Source organism: Geothermobacter hydrogeniphilus (genome assembly GCF_002093115.1).
GTDB classification, from domain to species: domain Bacteria; phylum Desulfobacterota; class Desulfuromonadia; order Desulfuromonadales; family Geothermobacteraceae; genus Geothermobacter_A; species Geothermobacter_A hydrogeniphilus.
Genome location: NZ_NAAD01000015.1, coordinates 49,382 through 68,166, shown reverse-complemented (window position 1 = coordinate 68,166; position 18,785 = coordinate 49,382). Strand labels below are relative to the sequence as shown.

The window sequence follows — 18,785 nt, the reverse complement described above, 5'->3', positions numbered from 1 at the left end:
GAGTCCTTTAGGTTGGAGAAATTCGATTAATGGCACCGGCGGCAGGTCTTGCCGCTGCTGGCGCGATCCAGACGTCCCTTGATATCACCCCAGTCCGCGGGATGGGGATTGACTCTCAGTCCGGCACGAGCGCTGTGACACTTCAGACAGATATCACCCTCCGGGTGACAGGCCTGGCAGGTCGCCAGGTTCTTGCGTGCCTCGCGGGCATGACTGCCGCTCCAGTCATGCGACGGCAGCACCGAGTTCGGATGGCAGGACTGGCACTGGCTCTGGTCGTAAAAACGATGCTCCGGACCCGAGGGACTGACTTTCAGGTCGCTCCAGGCGCGGCGATGGGACTTGAAGGCCAGGTCCGCGCGATTGAAGGTATTGTGGCAATCAGCACAGAAACTGGTTTCATGGCAGCTGCTGCAGAGCTGCGGATCGGTACGGGCGGCGATCGGGTGACTGACCTGGAAGTCACTGCGATGCACATTGGCCAGATTGTTGCCGAACGACCCCTGCTCGTCGGCGCGGCCGGCGTTGGTATGGCATTCGAAACAGAAATCCTGTTCGTGGCACTGCGAGCAGTTGATGGCAGACCCCTTGGCCTGCGCGCGATGCTGGAAAGCCCAGAGCGGTCCGTGACTGGCCAGACTCGGGTAATCAACTCCCTTGGCGAAATCGGCATCGTGGCACTGTTCACAGACCTTCTTGGCGGGAACAATACTCTGGGCGCCTTCGACATGGCAGGTCGTACAGGAGACATCTTCAGTGTAACCGTCATGCTCGCTGTGGTTGAAAGTGACGGCCCAGGCCGGGGCGCCTGCAGCCAGAACAATAAAAAGTGTCAACAGGATGCGAACCATATGCTTGCTCCTTTACTCAAAAGAGGTAATTCAGGCGCAAACGGCCCCGAAAATACTTATCCCACAGGTCGCTCTTGACCGCTTCGAGTTTTCCCTGAAGATTGATCTTCTCGGTCAGGTAAGCGGTCGCGTCAACCCAGTAACGCTGACTGGTGGTATCGTCCTCATCGTTGTACTGATCACCAAGGAAACCGATCTGTCGTTCCAGCACGTCGACATGAGCGCCGATACCGGCCTCGAACCGGGGATGGAACAGGTAGGCGACCCGGATCTTGATCCCCATGAGATCCTGGCCGTCCTCATCCAGCCGGTAGGTACCGACCAGGTAACCGGAAAGCTTCGCGATCCGCTGCATCTCCAGCCCGGCCTCGAAGACATCGGCATCGCTGGTGCTCTGGTAGAATTCGTGGGTATAGCGACCGTAGGCATTCAACCCGGTCTGGATCAGGTAGTTGAATTCGAGCAGGGCCTCTTCGTATTCGTCGACGGCAAAGACCGAGTAAATCGAGGTCGAAGAGAAGACCGGCAGCGAGTAGAGATATTCGGCCCGCAACGACCACCTGGAATCCCGGTAATACTTGGCGCCGAGCAGAAAATAGGTGACTTCGTCGGTCAGCCAGCTGTACTGGGTCTCGCTGTAGAAGCGCATCAGGTTGGGCAGGTTGTAGTCAAGATCAAGACCGAACAACTCATAGCCGAGTTCTTCATCCTCCCATTTCTGCAGGTAGGAAAATCCCGCTGCGAGGTTCTTGATCAGGCGGTCGGAAGAGACCTCTCCGCCGACGATCCAGTCTCCGGTGCTGTAGTTGTCGTCGAACTTGACGTCCCCGCCACCGAAGAAAGCGAGATCGACCGGCCCCAGGTTGTTGTAGTTGAGGTAGAGCCCGTCCATCACCGATGCCCCGGCGCTGGTGGAAATGAACTGCCGTCCCAGCTTGAGGTCGAGATCGGTGACCAGGTTCCGTTTTTCGAGGTACCCGTAATAGAACTCGGAATCGACGTCCGCCTCATCGGAGGGATCGTCCGCCAGGCGGCCGTAGCCCCGGAAAGTCCAGCCCGTATCGGCGATATCGGTGGCATTGAACAACAGGTACTGGTAGATCGGGGTGGCCGTATCCTCATCGGCATTGTCATACCACTCGAATTCGGTACTCGCGCGCCCACTGATCCGGGTCGCGGCCGAAGCCTGGCAGACCATGCCGACCAGCAGCACAGCTGCCAGCAAGGCCAAGATCCTTGAGCAATTCTTCATAGCGCCTCCTTACCAGAAAGTTTGGTGCGAACGGCCATACGGACAACATTGCCCATAAAACCGGTAAACCCTGTCAGATGAGATCCGGCCGGCGACAAGATCCGCTTTCTTTCAATTGTTTTACTGGGAATCCCGGGAAATCCGGCATCCTCCCGATTACCTGAATCAGTGGCTTCATGGCGGAAGAAGAGTGCAAGGGCTTGATCTGAATACGATTCCCAAAAATCTGAGGTGCACCCAAAGGTTCGCCGATGATTTTTGGAAAGTGCAGACGGATCAATGACTTGTGCTATTCGCCGGCAATGAATTCACTGATTCAGGGATTAATAAAAAAACTTCGACGGTGGCAGTCGTCAAAAAGCAACCAAAATGGTTCTATTTAATAATTATTTCCTAACAATCCCCGGTACTTCTCATACCGCAAATTTCAAAGTTTGCAAGCCGATTGAAAAAATTTTTCCAACTTATCTTCTCCCCGAACCATGCGTCATTATTGCCCTCTTTCAATACAATCGGTAGCGCATTGAAAAAGTTAAGTTTTTTTCTTAACTATCCGGAGGTGTTTTTACGGTAACTCACTAGGGGAAACGGTGCGGGGAGCGCCCGGGTCACAGATTGTTCTTCAACAGCACAACAATCAGGACCAGTTCCACCAGGGTGACCAGAGCGATACCCCAGAAGAGGCCGGGGGAAAGTTTCCACTGGAAGGGGTTCTGTACTTCGGAGGTGTCCCGAACGGCCGCAATGACATGTCGGCGGTCAACGGTACGGTCATTCTGACGGAAACAATCCAGCAGGGCCTTGTGGCAGAGAATGTTGACCAGCCGCGGAACTCCCTTGCTGGCCCGGACCACGGCATCCATGGCCGGAGTGGTAAACAGGGCGCCGTCACGTCGTCCGGCGATCAGCACCCGGTGGTTGATATAGTCATGAACCCCGTCCCGGTTTAACGGGACCAGGTGATGCGCGAAGCTGATGCGCTGCCGCAACTGGCGCAACATCGTCTGCTCCAGGCGCACGTCAAGTTCGGGCTGGGCGAACAGAATGATCTGCAGCAGCTTCCGTTTTTCGGTCTCAAGGTTGCTGAGCAGCCGCAGCGCCTCAAGGCTGACATCCGACATCGCCTGGGCCTCGTCGATGCAGACCACGACTTTCCGGCCCTCCCGATAGAGTTCCAGGGCCCGCTGCTGAATCAGCTTCTGCAGGTCATGCATGGTGGCACCCGCGTGGACCGCCCCGGCGACGATCTCCTCGGCGATCGCCCGATGCAGTTCAACCGGACCGAGCAGCGGGTTCGGCAGATAGGCGGTCTGGTGAGTCGGGCGCAGATTCTCCAGCAGCTTGCGGCAGAGCAGGGTCTTGCCGGTACCGACTTCACCGGTTATCTTGATAATGCCTTCGCCGGACTCAAGGGCCGTGGCGAGAACATCCAGGGCACGTTGATGTCCGGGACAGCCGTAGTAGAAATCAGGATCGGGGGTCAGGGAAAAGGGGGCTTCGTCCAGGCCGAAATAATTCAGATACATGGTCGTTTTCAGATCAGGGTCAGGGAGATCGCTTCCCGGGACGGCCTCCACAAAGGTTAATAAGTTCCATATTTTTTACCCCAACTACGACGCAATTGCCAGTAAGTTGTTGAAAAAACAGTTCAGCATAAATGAGAGAATCTATGACCAGAGATGAATTACGACAATGCGACGGACGGGACGGGCGCAGGGCCTGTTTTGCCGTCAACGGTAAGGTTTACGATGTCAGCGACAGCCCACTGTGGGTGAACGGCGATCACCGGGGCACCCATCAGGCGGGCAGCGACCTGACCGAAGAACTCAGGAGCGCCCCCCATGTCCGCAGTGTGATCGAACGCTTTCCGGTGATCGGCGAACTGGAAACGACAAACGCCCCGCGAGGATCCGCGGGACGCTGGATTGTCCTGGCCGGCGGGATTCTGGCGGCGGGCGTCGTCATCCTGTTGCTGCTGAAACAGTCCTGAGGGACCCTCAACCGGTCACGGACCTGTTCCCGGCCTCCCGGTGCAGGTAGGCGGCAAAATCCTCGGCCGCCATCGGCTTGCCGAAGTAATAACCCTGGATCTCCTCACAACCCCGTTCACGCAGAAATTCGAGCTGTCCCTCAGTCTCGACTCCCTCGGCAAGGGTCGCCAGGTTGAGACTCTGCGCCATGGCGATGATGGCACCGGCGATGGCGGCATCGTCTCCCCCCCCCTCAAGATCCATCACGAAGGAACGATCAATTTTCACCCGATCGATAGGAAAATGCTTCAGGTAGCTGAGAGATGAATAACCGGTACCGAAATCGTCGATCGCCAGATGGACGCCGAGGCCACGCAGCTTATGCAACATCTCGGCCGTCCCGCGAGCGTCATCCATCAACATACTTTCTGTCAGTTCCAGCTCAACCAGGTCCGGATCGACACCGGTCCGGTCCAGGATTTCGGCAATCTTGTCGACCAGATGCCTGTCTTTGAACTGGCGACCGGAAAGATTGATGCCGATGCGGACCGGCGGCAAACCCTGCTCCTGCCAGGCGACACTCTGGCGGCAGGCCTCTTCCAGCACCCAGGCGCCGATCGGCAGAATCAGGCCGGTTTCCTCGGCCAATGGAATGAACTTAATCGGCGGCACCAGCCCGAGGTAGGGATGCTGCCAGCGGCACAGAGCCTCGGCACCGACCGGGTGCCCGTCGGACGTTCTCACCTGCGGCTGGTAATGCAGAAATAATTCACCCCGCTCCAGGGCATGACGCAGGCCGGTTTCCAGCACCAGTTTCTCCACCGCACCGGCGTTGGTCTCCAGCGAGAAACGCTGCCAGGTGTTGCGCCCATGTTCCTTGGCCTGATACATGGCGAACTCGGCGTTCTTCAACAGGGCATCCTCGTCCTGGCCGTCATTCGGATAAAATGCCAGGCCGATACTGACAGTGCAGAAGACCTCCTGCCCGTCAATATCGAACGCCTCCGACAACGATTCCAGGGTCCGCTTCACCACCACGTGCGCCTCATCCTCGACATTCAATCGCGGCAACACTACGACAAACTCATCACCACCGACCCGAGCCACCAGGTCATGACGACGCAGACAATCCGCCAGCCGCAACCCGACCGCCTTGAGCAGCTTGTCGCCGACATTGTGGCCGAGCGTATCGTTGATGCCTTTGAAGCGATCCAGGTCAAGGAACATCACCGCAATCGAAAAGCTGTCGCGCCCCGCCCGTTCAATATCCTGGCGCAGGCGCTCCTGAAAAAGCACCCGGTTGGGCAGCCCGGTCAGCTTGTCGTAATTGGAAAGCTGCCGGATTTCATCCGCCGAACGGCACTTGTCGCTGACATCGCGCAGAATATAAACCACCCGACTGATGGCCCCGGTGGTGTCGCGCAACGGTGTGGCGATAGCCTCGAAAACCTGTTCATCCCCGTCAGAAGAGGTATGCAGATGATCGGTACGTACCGTCTTCCCGGTGCGCAGCACCTCTCGCAGCGCGCAATGATGCTCGCTGAGACTGCAGGGCGTCGGCGAATGGTGGGTCACCTCATGACAGGTGCTGCCGACCAGGTCGCTACCGGTGGAACCGGCAAATTTTTCCTGGAAAGCCCGGTTGGCGCCCAGGATACAAAACGTTTTGACATCGAGCACACAGACCGGATCGGGCAGGCTGTCAAAGATCGCCGGGCAAAGATCCGCCTCCCTGTCGCCGGCTCCGTTCCGGTCGGGGAAGAGTACCAGCCACAGCGACCTGCCTTCCATATCCAGACGGCTGAGCAGAACCCGCTGCCGTCGTCCGCAGGGGCCGATGACCGAGTCCTCCCGGACCGGCTCGGAGGCAACCGTCTGCAGCACCGGCTGCAACCAGGGGAGGTTGTCTCCCGGGTGGATATCAAAGGAATGACGGCTGGACAACGTGGACGCGTAACGCTGTCGGAACAAGGGGTTGACAGCGATGACTTCGGCCGCGGCATCGGCCAGCAGGGCTGGCAGCGGCAGGTTCTGAAAAAACAGGCTGTCCTCAGGTTTCGGCAACATGGCCGCCTCGTGGAAAAAGTTGGGGTGTTCATCCACCCGGTAACTCTTTCAACTCTTCGACCCGATGCGCTCAGTTCTTAACCTGAATCAGGGAACACAACGATTACAGACTCACTCTCCCAGCAGGGACTGAATCCCACTGAAAAAATGACCGGCCTGTTGCTGCTGCTCGGCTTCACTGGTCTGACGCGGCACCGAAGAACTGCGCGCCTGCAGCAGTTCCTCGGGAATCTCGGCAAGGAAACGGCTCGGCTCGCGCTTGAGGGCCTTGCCGTATTTTTTTCGTTCCTCGGCGCGGGTCAGTACCAGCTGCCGCCGCGCCCGGGTGATACCGACATAAAAGAGCCGCCGCTCTTCCTCGATCGGAGCGGTGGCTTCACCACCGTCGGCCGCGGCCTCGAGAGAATTCTTGTGCGGCAGGTATTCCTCTTCCATCCCGACCAGGAAAACCATCGGGAACTCGAGTCCCTTGCTGCTGTGCAGGCTCATCAGGGTGACAACATCCTCTTCGTCAGCGTCCTTGTCATCCTGCTGCTCATCATCGAGCAGGGAGACTTTTTCCAGGAACCCGGCGAGGGTCGGTTCCGCTTCGCGCTGCTGATAGGAAGCCAGGGCGTTGATCACGTCCTGCAGAAACTCGCGCCGTCGTTCCGCCTTGATCCGGTCATCGGTCGAACGGTTGATCTCCCCGTCCAGGTCGAGTTCCCGGAAGAGCTCGGCAACCGAGGCGGTCAGATCAAGGCTGTCGCGCAACCGGTACCGCCAGGTTTCGATCAGGCGCACGAAGAGCGCCAGAGACGCCCGCACCTGGTCACTCAGGTCGACACCCGACGGATCGCGCAGCACCTCCCACAGGGAACAGTCGCGGTCGCTTGAGCGTTGAATCAGGCGGTCGGCACTGGTGGTACCGATGCCGCGTTTCGGATAGTTGAGGATACGCAGCAGGTTGACTTCGTCGGAAGGGTTGAGCAGCACCTTCAGGTAGGCGACGGCATCCTTGACCTCCTTGCGGTCGTAGAACTGCTGGCCGCCGACCAGCCGGTAGGGGACATCCAGGTAGCGCAACTGCTCCTCGAAAGCCCGCGACTGGATGTTGGTGCGATAAAGAATGGCAAAATGCTTCCATGGCCGGCCCCGGTAGTGTTCGACCTGAAGACGCTCGACCACCTGCAGGGCCTCATCCTCCTCATCGCGGCAGACGATCATCTCCAGCGGCTCACCGGCCCCGTCAGCGGTCCAGAGTTTTTTCACCTTGCGCCGGGTATTGCACCGGATCACCGCGTTGGCGGCCGCCAGAATATTGCCGGTCGAGCGATAGTTCTGTTCCAGGCGGATGGTCCGGGTCCCGGGAAAGTCCTTTTCAAAATCGAGGATATTGCCGAGATCGGCGCCGCGCCAACCATAGATCGACTGATCATCATCACCGACCACGCAGAGATTGCCATGCGCCGCCAGTTGCCGCAGCAGCTGGTACTGAGCGGCGTTGGTATCCTGGTATTCGTCCACCAGCAGGTAGCGGTAACACTGCCGGCAGGCTTCCAACGCCTCGGGATGATCCCTGAACAACCTGGTGGTCAACATGATCAGATCGTCGAAATCAACCGCGTTGAAAGCCTTGAGGGCCTTCTGGTAGGCGGGATAGACCGTCGCTGCCGCCAGCTGGTATTCATCACCATGGAACGGGACGAAGTCCTCCGGAGCAATCAGCCGGTTTTTGGCATCGGAGATAATCCAGAGGATGCGGTCGGCGTCGATCCGCCGGTCACCGCTGTTGACATGCCGGTCGATGAGATCCTTGATCAGCCGGACCTGGTCGGCGGCGGCATAGATGGAAAAATTTCTTTTGTAGCCGAGCCGATCGATATGTTGCTTGAGAATCTGCACGCAGAGGGAGTGAAAGGTGGCAATGGTCATGGCCGCGGTACGCTTGCGGCCGATCAGACCGGCAACCCGTTCGCGCATCTCAAGCGCCGCCTTGTTGGTGAAGGTCATGGCGAGGATATGCCCCGGATGGATGTCGCGCTCAAGCACCAGGTAGGCAATCCGGTAGGTGATGACGCGGGTCTTGCCGGACCCGGCACCAGCCAGCAGCAGCAGGGGACCATCGCCGTGTTCAACGGCGGCATACTGTTCAGGATTGAGTGTATGGAAATCGACCAAGGGGACCTCTTGAAAAAACAAACCTGAACCGGCGAAATGATTCACGGATTCAGGACAAAAACAGCCCTCTTCCAGAAATGGACGGGCCTTCGGTTGATGCGCTGCGCGGCGTTGAAAAATAACATGAAACCGATTGTCGAAACAAGCTCCCGGTCGTCCTTCTTTTGACTTGATTTCCGACGCCGGTTTCGCTAGATTACCTGCCCATGTTGATACGTCTGCTGGTTGTTGTCATCGGCCTGGTCTGGGCCTCGTTGCTGCTGGTCTCCTGGGGGGGCAATCCCTCTGTCCCCGAGTCGTCCATCCAGACCACAACTCTGGAGAACCGCGGCTGACGCGACCTCTGTTTCCATCCCCCTCCCCGCCCTGAACACGACCTTCGCACCGGTTGCAGTTTCTGTTTGACAGCACCGCTGTCCCTGCCTTATTTTACAAAACACTGTTTGTCGAGATTGAATCCCGGTTTGGTATTGCCAATATTCCACCGCAAACGGCCAGAAAATGCAGCCGTTTCGGGTACTTCGACTTTTTATTTGCCGAAAAGCAGTTAACATCGGTTTATTGATGGCCGGGTCAACCCGGCTGTTTTCTCAACCACCCAACGACAACAGAGGAGGAAACGGATGAAACTGGTAAAAATCGTGGCACTGATGATGTGTCTTTCGTTACTGCCCGCGGGGCTTGCCTTTGCCGGCAAGGACCTTGACGCGGTCAAGAAAAAGGGTTTTATCCAGGCCGGCGTCAACGGCGGCGTCTTCGGCTTCGGCATGCCGGATGAAAAAGGGGTCTGGAAGGGCCTGGACGTCGACACCGCCCGAGCCATCGCCGCGGCAATCTTCGGCGATGCCAGCAAGGTCAAGTTCACCCCCCTGACCGCCCAGCAGCGCTTCACCGCCCTGCAGTCGGGCGAGATCGACGTCCTGACCCGCAACGCCACCCGCACCCTGACCCGAGAAACCCAGCTCGGACTGAACTTCGTCCATGTCAACTACTATGACGGTCAGGGCTTCCTGGTTCCCAAGAAGCTCGGCGTCAAGAGCGCCAAGGAGCTTGACGGCGCCACCGTCTGCGTCCTGCCCGGCACCACCACCGAGCAGAATGCCGCCGACTTCTTCCGCTCCAACAATATGAAATGGAAGCCGGTCGTCATCGAAAACACCACGGAGCTGGCCAAGACCTTCTTCGCCGGTCGTTGCGACGTACTGACCTCGGATGCCTCCCAGCTGGCCGGCACCCGCGCCGTGGCCCCGAACCCGAAAGATTACGTCATTCTGCCGGAAATCATCTCCAAGGAGCCCCTCGCTCCTGCCGTTCGTCATGGCGACGACCAGTTCCGCGATATCGTCGACTTCTCCGTACTGGCGATGATCAATGCGGAAGAACTGGGGATCAACTCGAAAAACGTCGACCAGATGCTCAAGAGCAAGAATCCCGCGATCAAACGCTTCCTCGGCGTCATTCCCGGCAACGGCAAGGCTCTGGGACTGGATGAGAAGTGGGCCTACAATATCATCAAGCAGGTCGGCAATTACGGCGAGGTTTTCGATCGCAACGTCGGCCCCAAAACCACCCTCGGCCTCGAGCGCGGCCTCAATGCCCTCTGGACCAACGGTGGACTGATGTATTCACCGCCGTTCAAATAAACCATTGCAGAACCGGGGGAGCCGTCCGCAAGGTCGGCTCCCCCCCTTTTTTTATTTACATCGGTGCAATGAGCGCCGGTTCAGCCTCAACCCATAACCCGAAAAATTGAAACGTGAGCAACGAACCCAAGGCAACACCTGACATCACGTCAAGTACCGTTCCCTTCTGGCGCAACCCGGAAAAACGCGGTGTTATTTTCCAGATCGCCGTCCTGTTGCTGGTGCTCGGCATCGGCTACGTGCTGTTCAGCAACACCCAGGCCAACCTGAAACGCCAGTCGATCGCCACCGGCTTCAGCTTTCTGCACAACGAGGCCGGTTTTGAAATCGGTGAATCGGTGATTGACTACTCGGCCGCCGACACCTATGCCAGGGCCCTGCTGGCGGGTGCCCTGAATACCCTCAAGGTCTCCTTCATCGGCATCATTCTGACCACCCTTCTGGGGGTGGTCGTCGGCATCGCCCGTCTCTCGCACAACTGGATTGTTTCGCGCCTGGCGGGGGGATTTATCGAGGTGATGCAGAACATCCCGGTGCTGCTGCAACTGTTTTTCTGGTACTCCATCTTCTACGAGGCATTTCCGGCGCCGCGCCAGGCACTCAACCCGCTGCCGGGAGTGTTTCTCTGCAACCGCGGCCTGATCTTTGCCGTCCCGGAAGCACACCCCGCCCATACCCCGATGCTGTGGGCTCTGGTGGCGGCCGTTATACTCTGGTGGCTGCTGGCCCGCTGGGCACGCAAACGACAGGATCTCACCGGCCAGATCTTTCCGGTGGTACGCAGTGGCCTCGGTCTCTGCCTGCTGCTGCCGGCACTGGTGTGGCTGGCCTACGGTGCGCCGACGGCAATGGATATTCCGGTCCTGCGCGGCTTCAATTTCCGCGGCGGGATGGCGGTCACCCCCGAATTCAGTGCCCTGCTGATCGGCCTGGTCCTGTACACCTCGGCCTTCGTCGCTGAAATCGTCCGCGCCGGTATTCAGTCGGTCAGCCGCGGCCAGATCGAGGCGGCGATGTCGATCGGCCTGCGCCCCGGCCAGGTTCTGCACCTGGTGGTGCTGCCGCAGGCGCTGCGGGTGATCATTCCGCCCCTGACCAGCCAGATGCTCAACCTGACCAAGAACAGTTCCCTGGCCATCGCCATCGGCTTCGCCGACTTCGTCTCCGTCGCCAACACCACCATCAACCAGACCGGGCAGGCAATCGAAGGGGTCGCCCTGATCATGGCTGTCTATCTCTTTTTCAGCCTGTCGACCTCATTTTTCATGAACTGGTACAACAAAAAAATGGCTATCGTGGAGAGGTGAGACGATGACTGACAACAACACCTCGACAAGCCGTGAATATCTCAAGCCGCCGGTCACCGAAGTGGGTGTCCTCGGCTGGCTGCGGGAAAACCTGTTCAACAACTGGTTCAACTCGCTGCTGACCATCCTGACCATCTACAGCCTCTACCTGGTGGTCCCGCCGTTGATCAAGTGGGCCTTCGTTGACAGCCTCTGGCTGAGCGATGCCGCAGCCTGCCGTGATATCGACGGCGCCTGCTGGTCGATTATCCCGGCCAACGCCCGCTTCATCTTCTTCGGCTTCTTCCCCGAAGACCAGCAGTGGCGCCCGCTGACAGCGATGATTCTGCTGCTGGCGCTGGTCCTCTATTCCCAGAACCGCCGCAGCTGGAACCGGCTGCTGTTCCCGATCTGGACCGCCGGCCTGTTTGTCATGGGCTGGCTGATGCACGGCGGGCTCGGCCTGCCGGTGGTTGAAACCGCCAAGTGGAGCGGTCTGCCGCTGACCCTGATGCTCTCCCTGTTCGGCATGGTCGGCGCCTACCCGCTCGGCGTTCTGCTCGCGCTGGGAAGACAATCGAGACTGCCGGCGATCAAGTCGCTGTGCGTGGTCTATATCGAGCTGATCCGCGGTGTGCCGCTGATCTCGATGCTGTTCATGTCCTCGATCATGTTTCCCCTGTTCCTTCCCGAGGGAATCTCCATCGACAAGGTGCTGCGCGCCCAGGTGGCGATCATCATCTTCACCGCCGCCTATATCGCCGAGGTGGTCCGCGGCGGCCTGCAGGCGATCACCAAGGGACAGTATGAGGCAGCCGACTCCCTCGGCCTCAACTACAGCCAGGCGATGCGCCTGATCATCCTGCCGCAGGCATTGAAGATCGTCATTCCGCCAAGTGTAGGCATCCTGATCTCCGCCTTCAAGGACACCTCGCTGGTCGTCATCATCGCCCTCTACGATGTGCTGAAAACCACCAAGGTCACCCTCTCCAATCCGAAATGGATGGGTTTTTCCAGCGAGGCCTATCTCTTCCTGGCGGTCCTCTATTTCATCTTCTGCTACGCCATGTCGAGCTACAGCCGTAAACTTGAAAAGGCCCTGCACACCGGCCGCTGACCCGAGCAACGAGATTTGCCATGACTGATACAACCGCACAAAAGACCGCCTCGACCATCGACCAGCCGATTATCGAACTGATCGGCATGCACAAATGGTACGGAGACTTTCATGTTCTTTCTGACATCAACCTGAAGGTTGCCCGCCGTGAACGGATCGTCATCTGCGGCCCGTCCGGGTCGGGAAAATCAACCATGATCCGCTGCATCAACCGCCTGGAGGAACATCAGCGCGGCCGGATCATCGTCGACGGCATCGAATTGACCAATGACATCAAGAATATTGAAAAGGTCCGCGCCGAGGTCGGCATGGTCTTCCAGCACTTCAACCTCTTCCCCCACCTGACCATCCTTGAAAACCTGACCCTGGGGCCGATCTGGGTGCGCAAGGAACCGAAGAAGGAGGCTGAGGAGACGGCGATGATGTTCCTGGAAAAAGTCAAGATCGCCGAACAGGCCAAGAAATACCCGGGGCAGCTCTCGGGCGGTCAGCAGCAGCGGGTCGCCATCGCCCGCAGTCTGTGCATGAAACCGAACGTGATGCTGTTCGACGAGCCGACCAGCGCCCTTGACCCGGAGATGGTCAAGGAGGTGCTCGACGTCATGATCGACCTCGCCGACGAGGGCATGACGATGCTGGTGGTCACCCATGAAATGGGTTTTGCCAAGAGCGTCGCCGACCGGGTGATGTTCATGGATGAGGGCCAGATTGTCGAGGAGAACACCCCGCACGAATTCTTCGACAACCCGCAGAACGAGCGCACCAAGCTGTTCCTGAGCCAGATCCTGTAACCCCGTCCGACCCGGGCGGGCCTAGCGGCAACTGAATCCCGATCAAAAACAACGCCCCCGGTCTTTTTCTCCGGGGGCGTTACTGTTTATGCGAAGCGGGGCAGGCGACAACCGCTCCTCAACAACGGCGGATGTCGACCCGATTATCGTAAAAGGTGCTGCCGCCGCCAAGATCGGTGAGTCGCTGGGACGTGAGGGCGTTGACAGTCCGTCCGCCGGGAGCGAACTCACGCCACCAGACCCCTTCGGCCACCGCCAGCCCCGACGGCACCTTCTCGTCAATCCGCAACACGAACTCAACCTCGCCCAGAGCATTGAACACGTGAACCGATCCGCCGTCTTCCAGCCCGCGCCGTTCGGCCTCTGCGGGATGCACCCGGATGGACATCTGCGGTTCGCGCAACTCATCCCGCTCGAAGAAGGTGGAATTGAGAGTCTTCAGCGCCGGAGCGGTGACCAGTTGCAGCGGCAGTTCATCACGATACGGTTCCAGGTAGCACGGCAGGGGATCCCGCAGTCGCGGATTGAGAATCTCTATTTTTCCCGACGGCGTATGAAAGCGGCCCGCTCGCGGCGGAGTAAGGACCACCGGCCGGCCTTCCTGAAACGCCTGTCGGTCGACCCCGGCCCACCAGTCGTTCGGTTCGGCCAGCAGCTCGGCGATCATCTCCTCGTCATCCCGGAAGAAGATATCCTCCCTGTAGTCCATGGCCGCAGCCAGCAGCCGAATTACCTCGCGATTCGACTTGCTCTTTCCGACCGGAGGAATCACGGAGCAGGTGCGCTGCACGCAGTAGCTGCCGTAGGAGCGAAACAGATCGCCGTATTCGAGGGAACTGGTCGCCGGCAGCAGGATGTCGGCATAACGGGCACTGTCGGTCATGAAACGCTCGTGGACCACGGTGAAGAGATCCTCGCGCGCGAGGCCCTGAAGGACCCGGTTCTGATCCGGGGCCACCACCGCCGGGTTGGAATGGCTGATGTAGAGGCTCCTGACCGGCGGATCATCCAGCCGCATCAGGGCATCGCCGAGCTGGCTCATGTTGATGCTGCGCGGAGAACCGCACAACAGATCGGGACGGGTTATTTTCGCCATCGGCAAGGCGGCCCCGGTGCTGGTACCGACGAAACAACCGCCGCCCCGTTCCCAGGCCCCGGTCAGGGTCGGGAGAGCGACAATACTGCGCACCGTCATGGCACTGTTGCTGTAGTGCGCCAGCCCGCCGCCGAGGCTGATGAAGGGAGCCTTTGCCACGGCAAAGGCATGGGCCATCTGTTCGAGCTGTTCGACGGTCAAACCGGTGAGAGCACTCACCCGCTCCGGCGGGTAGTCGGGAAGGACCTGCTCCTTCAACTCGATAAAACCCTGTACCTTTTCAGCAAGAAAGGCATCATCGCAGCGCCCGTTGCGCACCAGCAGATGCATCAGCCCCAGTGCCAGGGCGCCGTCGCTGCCCGGCCTGACGCAGAAAACCTCATCGGCCACCCCGCTGCCGGCGTTACGGTAGAGGTCGATCATCCAGACCCTGGCGCCCCGTTTTTTCGCCTGTTTCACCAGCTGCAGGAAATGCAGGTTGGTGGCCGCGGCGTTGCTGCTCCAGAGCATCACCAGATCACTGTCCAGAACCCGTTCCGGTGCCGGAGCGGGAGTCTCCCCCATCACCGCCCGCCAGCCTTCATCCTTGGCCGGGGTGCAGATGCCTCGCTCCAGCCTTGAGGCCCCCATGCGGTTGAAGAAAGGGATCAGGGCGTTGCGCTGCAGAACCCCCATGGTGCCGGCATAGGAATAGGGAAGAATCGCTTCGGGACCTGAATCGGCAATGATGCGCTGCCATTCTGTTGCGATCCGTTCAATCGCCGCCGCCCAGCTGATGGGCTTAAAGCTGCCCTTCCCCTTGGGGCCACAACGCTCCAACGGTTGCGACAGACGTCGTGGTGAATGAACAGTGCGCTCGTAATGCTGCATCTTGGCGCAGAGGATGCCGCGGGTAAAGGGATGTTCGGGATCGCCCTTGACGCTGACAACGCGGCCGTCTTCGACCTCGACCAGCAGGCCGCAGGCGTCGGGACAGTCGTAGGGACAGACGGAGCGATGGATGGTTCCGGCCATGGTCAGCCTCCCGCCTTTCCGGCCTGGTAGCCACGTTTCTTCAGTTCCTCCACCAGCAGATCGCGCTGGTCGGTCTGGAGTTCGATGATCCCCTCCCTGACTGTGCCGCCGCAGCCGCAACGCTGCTTCAACTCTTTAGCCAGCGCCTTCAACTCTTTTTCCGCCAGCGGCAGTCCGGCAATCAGACTGACGCCCTTCCCCTTGCGCCCTTTGGTCTGCCGCGCCACCCGCACCCGGCCGTCGCCGACCGGCTCTCCGCTCGCGCGGCAAATGCATTTCTGCAACGTTTTGCCGCATTTCGGACAGCGGCTGCCGATGTCATCAGAATAAACCAGACGGTGATTGTTCATGCCATCCTCCTCTGGGCGCATTCTATCTCGTCGGCCTTTTTGCCGGGAAAAAAAATTCCCCCTTGACGCCGTGGCTTCCGCGACTTATTTTATCGAACGTTCGTTTTAATTCATTGTCCGAGGTCAACCATGCGCCCATCAATTCTTGTCCTCCTGTTTCTCTGTTTTGTGACGGCAACGGCCCAGGCCCGTCCCCTTGACCTGACGACCGCCCGACAGCTGGCCCTGCAGAACCAGAGTGCCATCAAGCAGCGACAGGAAACCCTGCGCAGCCGGCAGTACCAGGCCCGCGCCGCAAGCGCCGACCGTCTGCCCCGGCTCGACTTCAAGGCCACCGGCAACTATTTGCGCGATCAGCCCATTGAACGGTTCGACGGTCTGGAGTTTCCAGTCAACGACCGCAGCATCTATCACTACGAGCTTGACCTGATCCAGCCGCTGTTCACCGGTTACGCCCTCAGCGCCCGACAGAACCTGGCCCGGCTTGAGGTCGACCTGGCTGATTTCGACCTGCGGCAGGCCCGCAGTGACCTGCTGCTGGAAACCAGCCTGCGCTATCTCGATCTGCTGGAGGCCGGTGACCGGCTGCGGCTGGCCGACGAGGAACATGACCAACTGCAGGAACATCTGCAGGATGCCCGCGCGCTGTTCGAGCAGGGGCTGATTCCGCGCAATGACCTGCTCAAGGCCGAAGTCGCCCTCGCCCAGGCGGAGTTGCGGCGTAAAAAGATGGCCGGAGAGCAGCGGTTGGCCAACAGTCGGCTGGCACTGCTGATCGGCCTCCCCCGCCGGGAATCTCTCCAGTTGAGCGCGCCGGATCTCCCGCCGCCTCCCTCCCTGGAGCTTGCAGAGCTTGAAGCCGGAGCGCTGCGGAAACGGCCGGAAATCAATGCGGCGCGACGCGCGATCGCCATGGCCGGGGAACGCCTCAGGCTGGAACAGAGTCGTTTCTATCCCCGCGTCAGCCTGGTCGGCAGCTATCAGCGCGACGGCACCGACATCGCGACCAACGACAACCCCTACCGCAACCGGGACAATGCCAGTATCGGCCTGCAACTGGACTGGAACCTGTTCGCTGCGGGCGCCGACCGCGCCCGCGCCATTGCCGCCCGTCACCAGATCAGCGCCGGCGAGCAGGCGCTCAGGACTCTGCAGGACCAGGTCCGGCTGGAAGTCGAAGCGGCTCTCGAGCAACTCGATGTCGCGCGACAGAACCAGACCACGGCCGAGGCGGCTCTCAGACAGGCGCGGGAGAATCACCGTCTCTCGACCCTGCAATTCCGTGAAAACCTGATCTCCACCAGCGACCTGCTCGACGCCCGCACTCTTCTGACCCGGGCCGAAACCGACCTGCAGTCGGCCCATTACGACTATCTGCGCGCCCTCGCCCTGTTGCGACATGCGCGGGGAGATGACGCCGTTTCGGGAGGAACATCATGAGCAGACGCGCCAACCTGAGCCGCGATGCCATTCTCGACCGCGCCATCCCCCTGTTTGCCGAATCCGGCTACAACGGGGTCAGCATGCGGGATATCGCCCGCAGTTGCGGGCAGAGCAGCGCCAGCCTCTACCATCATTTTCCGGACAAACAGGCCCTCTACCTGGCGGCGATGAAACAGGCCTTTGCTGACCGTACGGCCCAGCTGCTGACCCTGCTGAGGGAAGACGGTCCCGCCGACCGGCGGCTGCGGAACCTGGTCGAGACGTTGTGCCGGCAACTGACGGAGGATCGCACCTTTCAGCGACTGCTGCAGCGCGAGCTGCTCGACGGTGACCGGCAGCGACTGCAGTTGACCGCCGAATCGGTCTTCAGCGAAGTGACCCGCGAGCTGCAACGACTCTGTCGTGAGCTTGCACCGCAGTTCGATCCCTTTCTTTTGGCCGGCTCGATTATCGGCCTGGTGATGCAACATTTTCAAAATGCCGGACTCAGGCGTTTTCTCCCCGGATATCAACCGCAGCACGACAATCCGGTCGTCATTGCCGAACATATCGTTGCCCTGCTGCCTGGAGGAAATCAATGACCGAAAAAAAATCCCCGTTGAATCGGCGCCGCCTCTCGCAAATCGTGCTGCTGGCGATGGTGATCATCCTGCTCGTCGGGCTGGCCCGCTTCATCCATCATCGCCTTAATTTTGCCGTCACCAATGCCGTTTTCGTCGCCAGCGACAGCCTCACCGAGGTCGGCTTCGACCGCGTCGGCGGCACCCTGCTGGAACTGAAGAAAAAAGAGGGGGAAACGGTTCACAAGGGAGAACTGCTGGCCCGGGTCGACCCCGCCCCCTACAGGCTGGAAGTGGAGCGGCTGCAGGCCGAGTTGAACACCGCCGACCGGCAACGCGCCGCCCTGCTGCTCAAACGTCAGCGGCTCAGCAAAGCACTGAACCTGCAGGTGCGGATGGCGGCTGAAAACATCAAGCGGCTGCAGCATCAGCAACAGGCGCAACAGGCCCGCAGTGACAGCCTGAAAATGCTCATTGAGCAGTTGCAGCGCGATCGACAACGTTATCGCAATCTGCTCAAGCAGCAGGTCATCGCCCGCCATCGGCTCGAATCCCTGGAAACGGAACTCGACAGCAAGCAGGCCGAACTGCGCGCCCTTGAAAGCGGTAAACAGGCTCTCGACCCGGCCATAACCACCGCCCGGCTTAAACGTCAACTGGCCCGGGCGCAATTGAAGCAACTGGCCGAACTCGATCAGCAGCTGAAAGGCGCGGAGCAGAATGTCAAGCGGCTGCAGGCCGGGCTGGACAAGGCCCGGCGGGATCTGCGCAACACCAGCCTGTTCAGTCCCATCGAAGGACGGGTCGCCAAACGGCTGGTCACCCCCAGCAGCCAGGTCTCCCCCGGCCAACCGGTCTACGCCCTGGTCAATCCCGCCGATCTCTACCTCAATGCGCTGCTGGAGGAGAACAAGCTGGAAGGAGTTCACCCCGGCGCCGCAGTCAGCATCAGTATGGACGCCTACCCTGACCTGCACTGGCAGGGCGAGGTCGAACAGATCCTGCCGGCGTCGGCGGCGACCTTCGCCCTTGCCCCGCGGGATATTTCCGCCGGGGAATTCACCAAGGTCGCGCAGCGCATTCCGGTCCGCATCCGCATCACCGGGGGACCGCGGGAACTGCTGCGGGTGGGCCTGGGTGGCGAGATCGAAATCAGGCGCAGCAAGAGTTGAATTTAACGCAGAG

Annotated in this window: 16 protein-coding genes; 9 read left to right on the top strand and 7 right to left on the bottom strand. The window is 59.8% G+C overall.

The window, feature by feature from the left end; genetic code table 11:
- Positions 1 to 26: 26 nt before the first annotated feature.
- The 3 genes from B5V00_RS12140 to B5V00_RS12130 form a co-directional block, all read right to left on the bottom strand.
- Positions 27 to 851: a cytochrome C gene (locus B5V00_RS12140; RefSeq protein WP_085011072.1), complete on the bottom strand. Its 825-nt coding sequence runs from the start codon at positions 849 to 851 to the stop codon at positions 27 to 29.
- 16 nt (positions 852 to 867) lie between these two features.
- Positions 868 to 2,076 (bottom strand): hypothetical protein, encoded by a 1,209-nt coding sequence (locus tag B5V00_RS12135; protein ID WP_139800761.1) that lies wholly within the window; start codon positions 2,074 to 2,076, stop codon positions 868 to 870.
- 635 nt (positions 2,077 to 2,711) lie between these two features.
- A complete protein-coding gene (locus B5V00_RS12130) occupies positions 2,712 to 3,629 on the bottom strand; it encodes an ExeA family protein (protein ID WP_085011070.1) in 918 nt (305 codons plus the stop codon).
- Positions 3,630 to 3,772: 143 nt separating this feature from the next.
- Between B5V00_RS12130 and B5V00_RS12125 the strand changes: the two genes are divergently transcribed.
- Positions 3,773 to 4,093, top strand: a complete 321-nt coding sequence (locus tag B5V00_RS12125; protein WP_216355485.1) for a cytochrome b5 domain-containing protein — start codon at positions 3,773 to 3,775, stop codon at positions 4,091 to 4,093.
- 7 nt (positions 4,094 to 4,100) lie between these two features.
- Here B5V00_RS12125 and B5V00_RS12120 read toward each other — a convergent pair whose 3' ends face one another.
- Together B5V00_RS12120 and B5V00_RS12115 are read right to left on the bottom strand one after the other, a co-directional pair.
- Positions 4,101 to 6,140, bottom strand: coding sequence for a sensor domain-containing protein (locus B5V00_RS12120; protein ID WP_139800760.1), 2,040 nt, complete (start codon positions 6,138 to 6,140; stop codon positions 4,101 to 4,103).
- Between the two features lie 111 nt (positions 6,141 to 6,251).
- Positions 6,252 to 8,300 (bottom strand): ATP-dependent helicase, encoded by a 2,049-nt coding sequence (locus tag B5V00_RS12115; protein ID WP_085011067.1) that lies wholly within the window; start codon positions 8,298 to 8,300, stop codon positions 6,252 to 6,254.
- Positions 8,301 to 8,506: 206 nt separating this feature from the next.
- Here B5V00_RS12115 and B5V00_RS17545 point away from each other — a divergent pair, with 206 nt between their 5' ends.
- From B5V00_RS17545 to B5V00_RS12095, 5 genes are all read left to right on the top strand, one after another.
- A complete protein-coding gene (locus B5V00_RS17545) occupies positions 8,507 to 8,635 on the top strand; it encodes a hypothetical protein (RefSeq protein WP_269845107.1) in 129 nt (42 codons plus the stop codon).
- A 288-nt stretch (positions 8,636 to 8,923) separates the two neighbouring features.
- Positions 8,924 to 9,943, top strand: coding sequence for an amino acid ABC transporter substrate-binding protein (locus B5V00_RS12110; RefSeq protein ID WP_085011066.1), 1,020 nt, complete (start codon positions 8,924 to 8,926; stop codon positions 9,941 to 9,943).
- 113 nt (positions 9,944 to 10,056) lie between these two features.
- Complete coding sequence (locus tag B5V00_RS12105; protein WP_085011065.1) at positions 10,057 to 11,250, top strand: amino acid ABC transporter permease; 1,194 nt, start codon at positions 10,057 to 10,059, stop codon at positions 11,248 to 11,250.
- A gap of 4 nt (positions 11,251 to 11,254) precedes the next feature.
- Positions 11,255 to 12,346, top strand: a complete 1,092-nt coding sequence (locus tag B5V00_RS12100) for an amino acid ABC transporter permease (protein ID WP_085011064.1) — start codon at positions 11,255 to 11,257, stop codon at positions 12,344 to 12,346.
- A gap of 20 nt (positions 12,347 to 12,366) precedes the next feature.
- The gene (locus B5V00_RS12095; RefSeq protein WP_085011063.1) at positions 12,367 to 13,137 is read left to right on the top strand and encodes an amino acid ABC transporter ATP-binding protein; all 771 of its coding nucleotides are present in this window, start codon (positions 12,367 to 12,369) and stop codon (positions 13,135 to 13,137) included.
- A 118-nt stretch (positions 13,138 to 13,255) separates the two neighbouring features.
- On the opposite strand, the gene B5V00_RS12090 is transcribed toward B5V00_RS12095, so the two are convergent.
- Positions 13,256 to 15,247 (bottom strand): molybdopterin-containing oxidoreductase family protein, encoded by a 1,992-nt coding sequence (locus tag B5V00_RS12090; RefSeq protein WP_085011062.1) that lies wholly within the window; start codon positions 15,245 to 15,247, stop codon positions 13,256 to 13,258.
- Between the two features lie 2 nt (positions 15,248 to 15,249).
- Positions 15,250 to 15,597, bottom strand: coding sequence for a translation initiation factor Sui1 (locus B5V00_RS12085; RefSeq protein ID WP_139800759.1), 348 nt, complete (start codon positions 15,595 to 15,597; stop codon positions 15,250 to 15,252).
- A 129-nt stretch (positions 15,598 to 15,726) separates the two neighbouring features.
- Between B5V00_RS12085 and B5V00_RS12080 the strand changes: the two genes are divergently transcribed.
- From B5V00_RS12080 to B5V00_RS12070, 3 genes are read left to right on the top strand one after another with little or no spacing between them, the layout of a single operon-like run.
- Positions 15,727 to 17,037 carry a TolC family protein gene (locus B5V00_RS12080; RefSeq protein WP_085011060.1) on the top strand — a complete coding sequence of 437 codons (1,311 nt, stop codon included), beginning with the start codon at positions 15,727 to 15,729 and terminating at the stop codon, positions 17,035 to 17,037.
- Positions 17,034 to 17,621 carry a TetR/AcrR family transcriptional regulator gene (locus tag B5V00_RS12075; RefSeq protein WP_085011059.1) on the top strand — a complete coding sequence of 196 codons (588 nt, stop codon included), beginning with the start codon at positions 17,034 to 17,036 and terminating at the stop codon, positions 17,619 to 17,621. Before B5V00_RS12080 ends, B5V00_RS12075 begins: the two co-directional genes overlap by 4 nt.
- Positions 17,618 to 18,772 (top strand): HlyD family secretion protein, encoded by a 1,155-nt coding sequence (locus B5V00_RS12070; RefSeq protein WP_085011058.1) that lies wholly within the window; start codon positions 17,618 to 17,620, stop codon positions 18,770 to 18,772. The genes B5V00_RS12075 and B5V00_RS12070 overlap by 4 nt, the downstream gene beginning before the upstream one ends.
- The last annotated feature ends 13 nt before the right edge of the window (positions 18,773 to 18,785 follow it).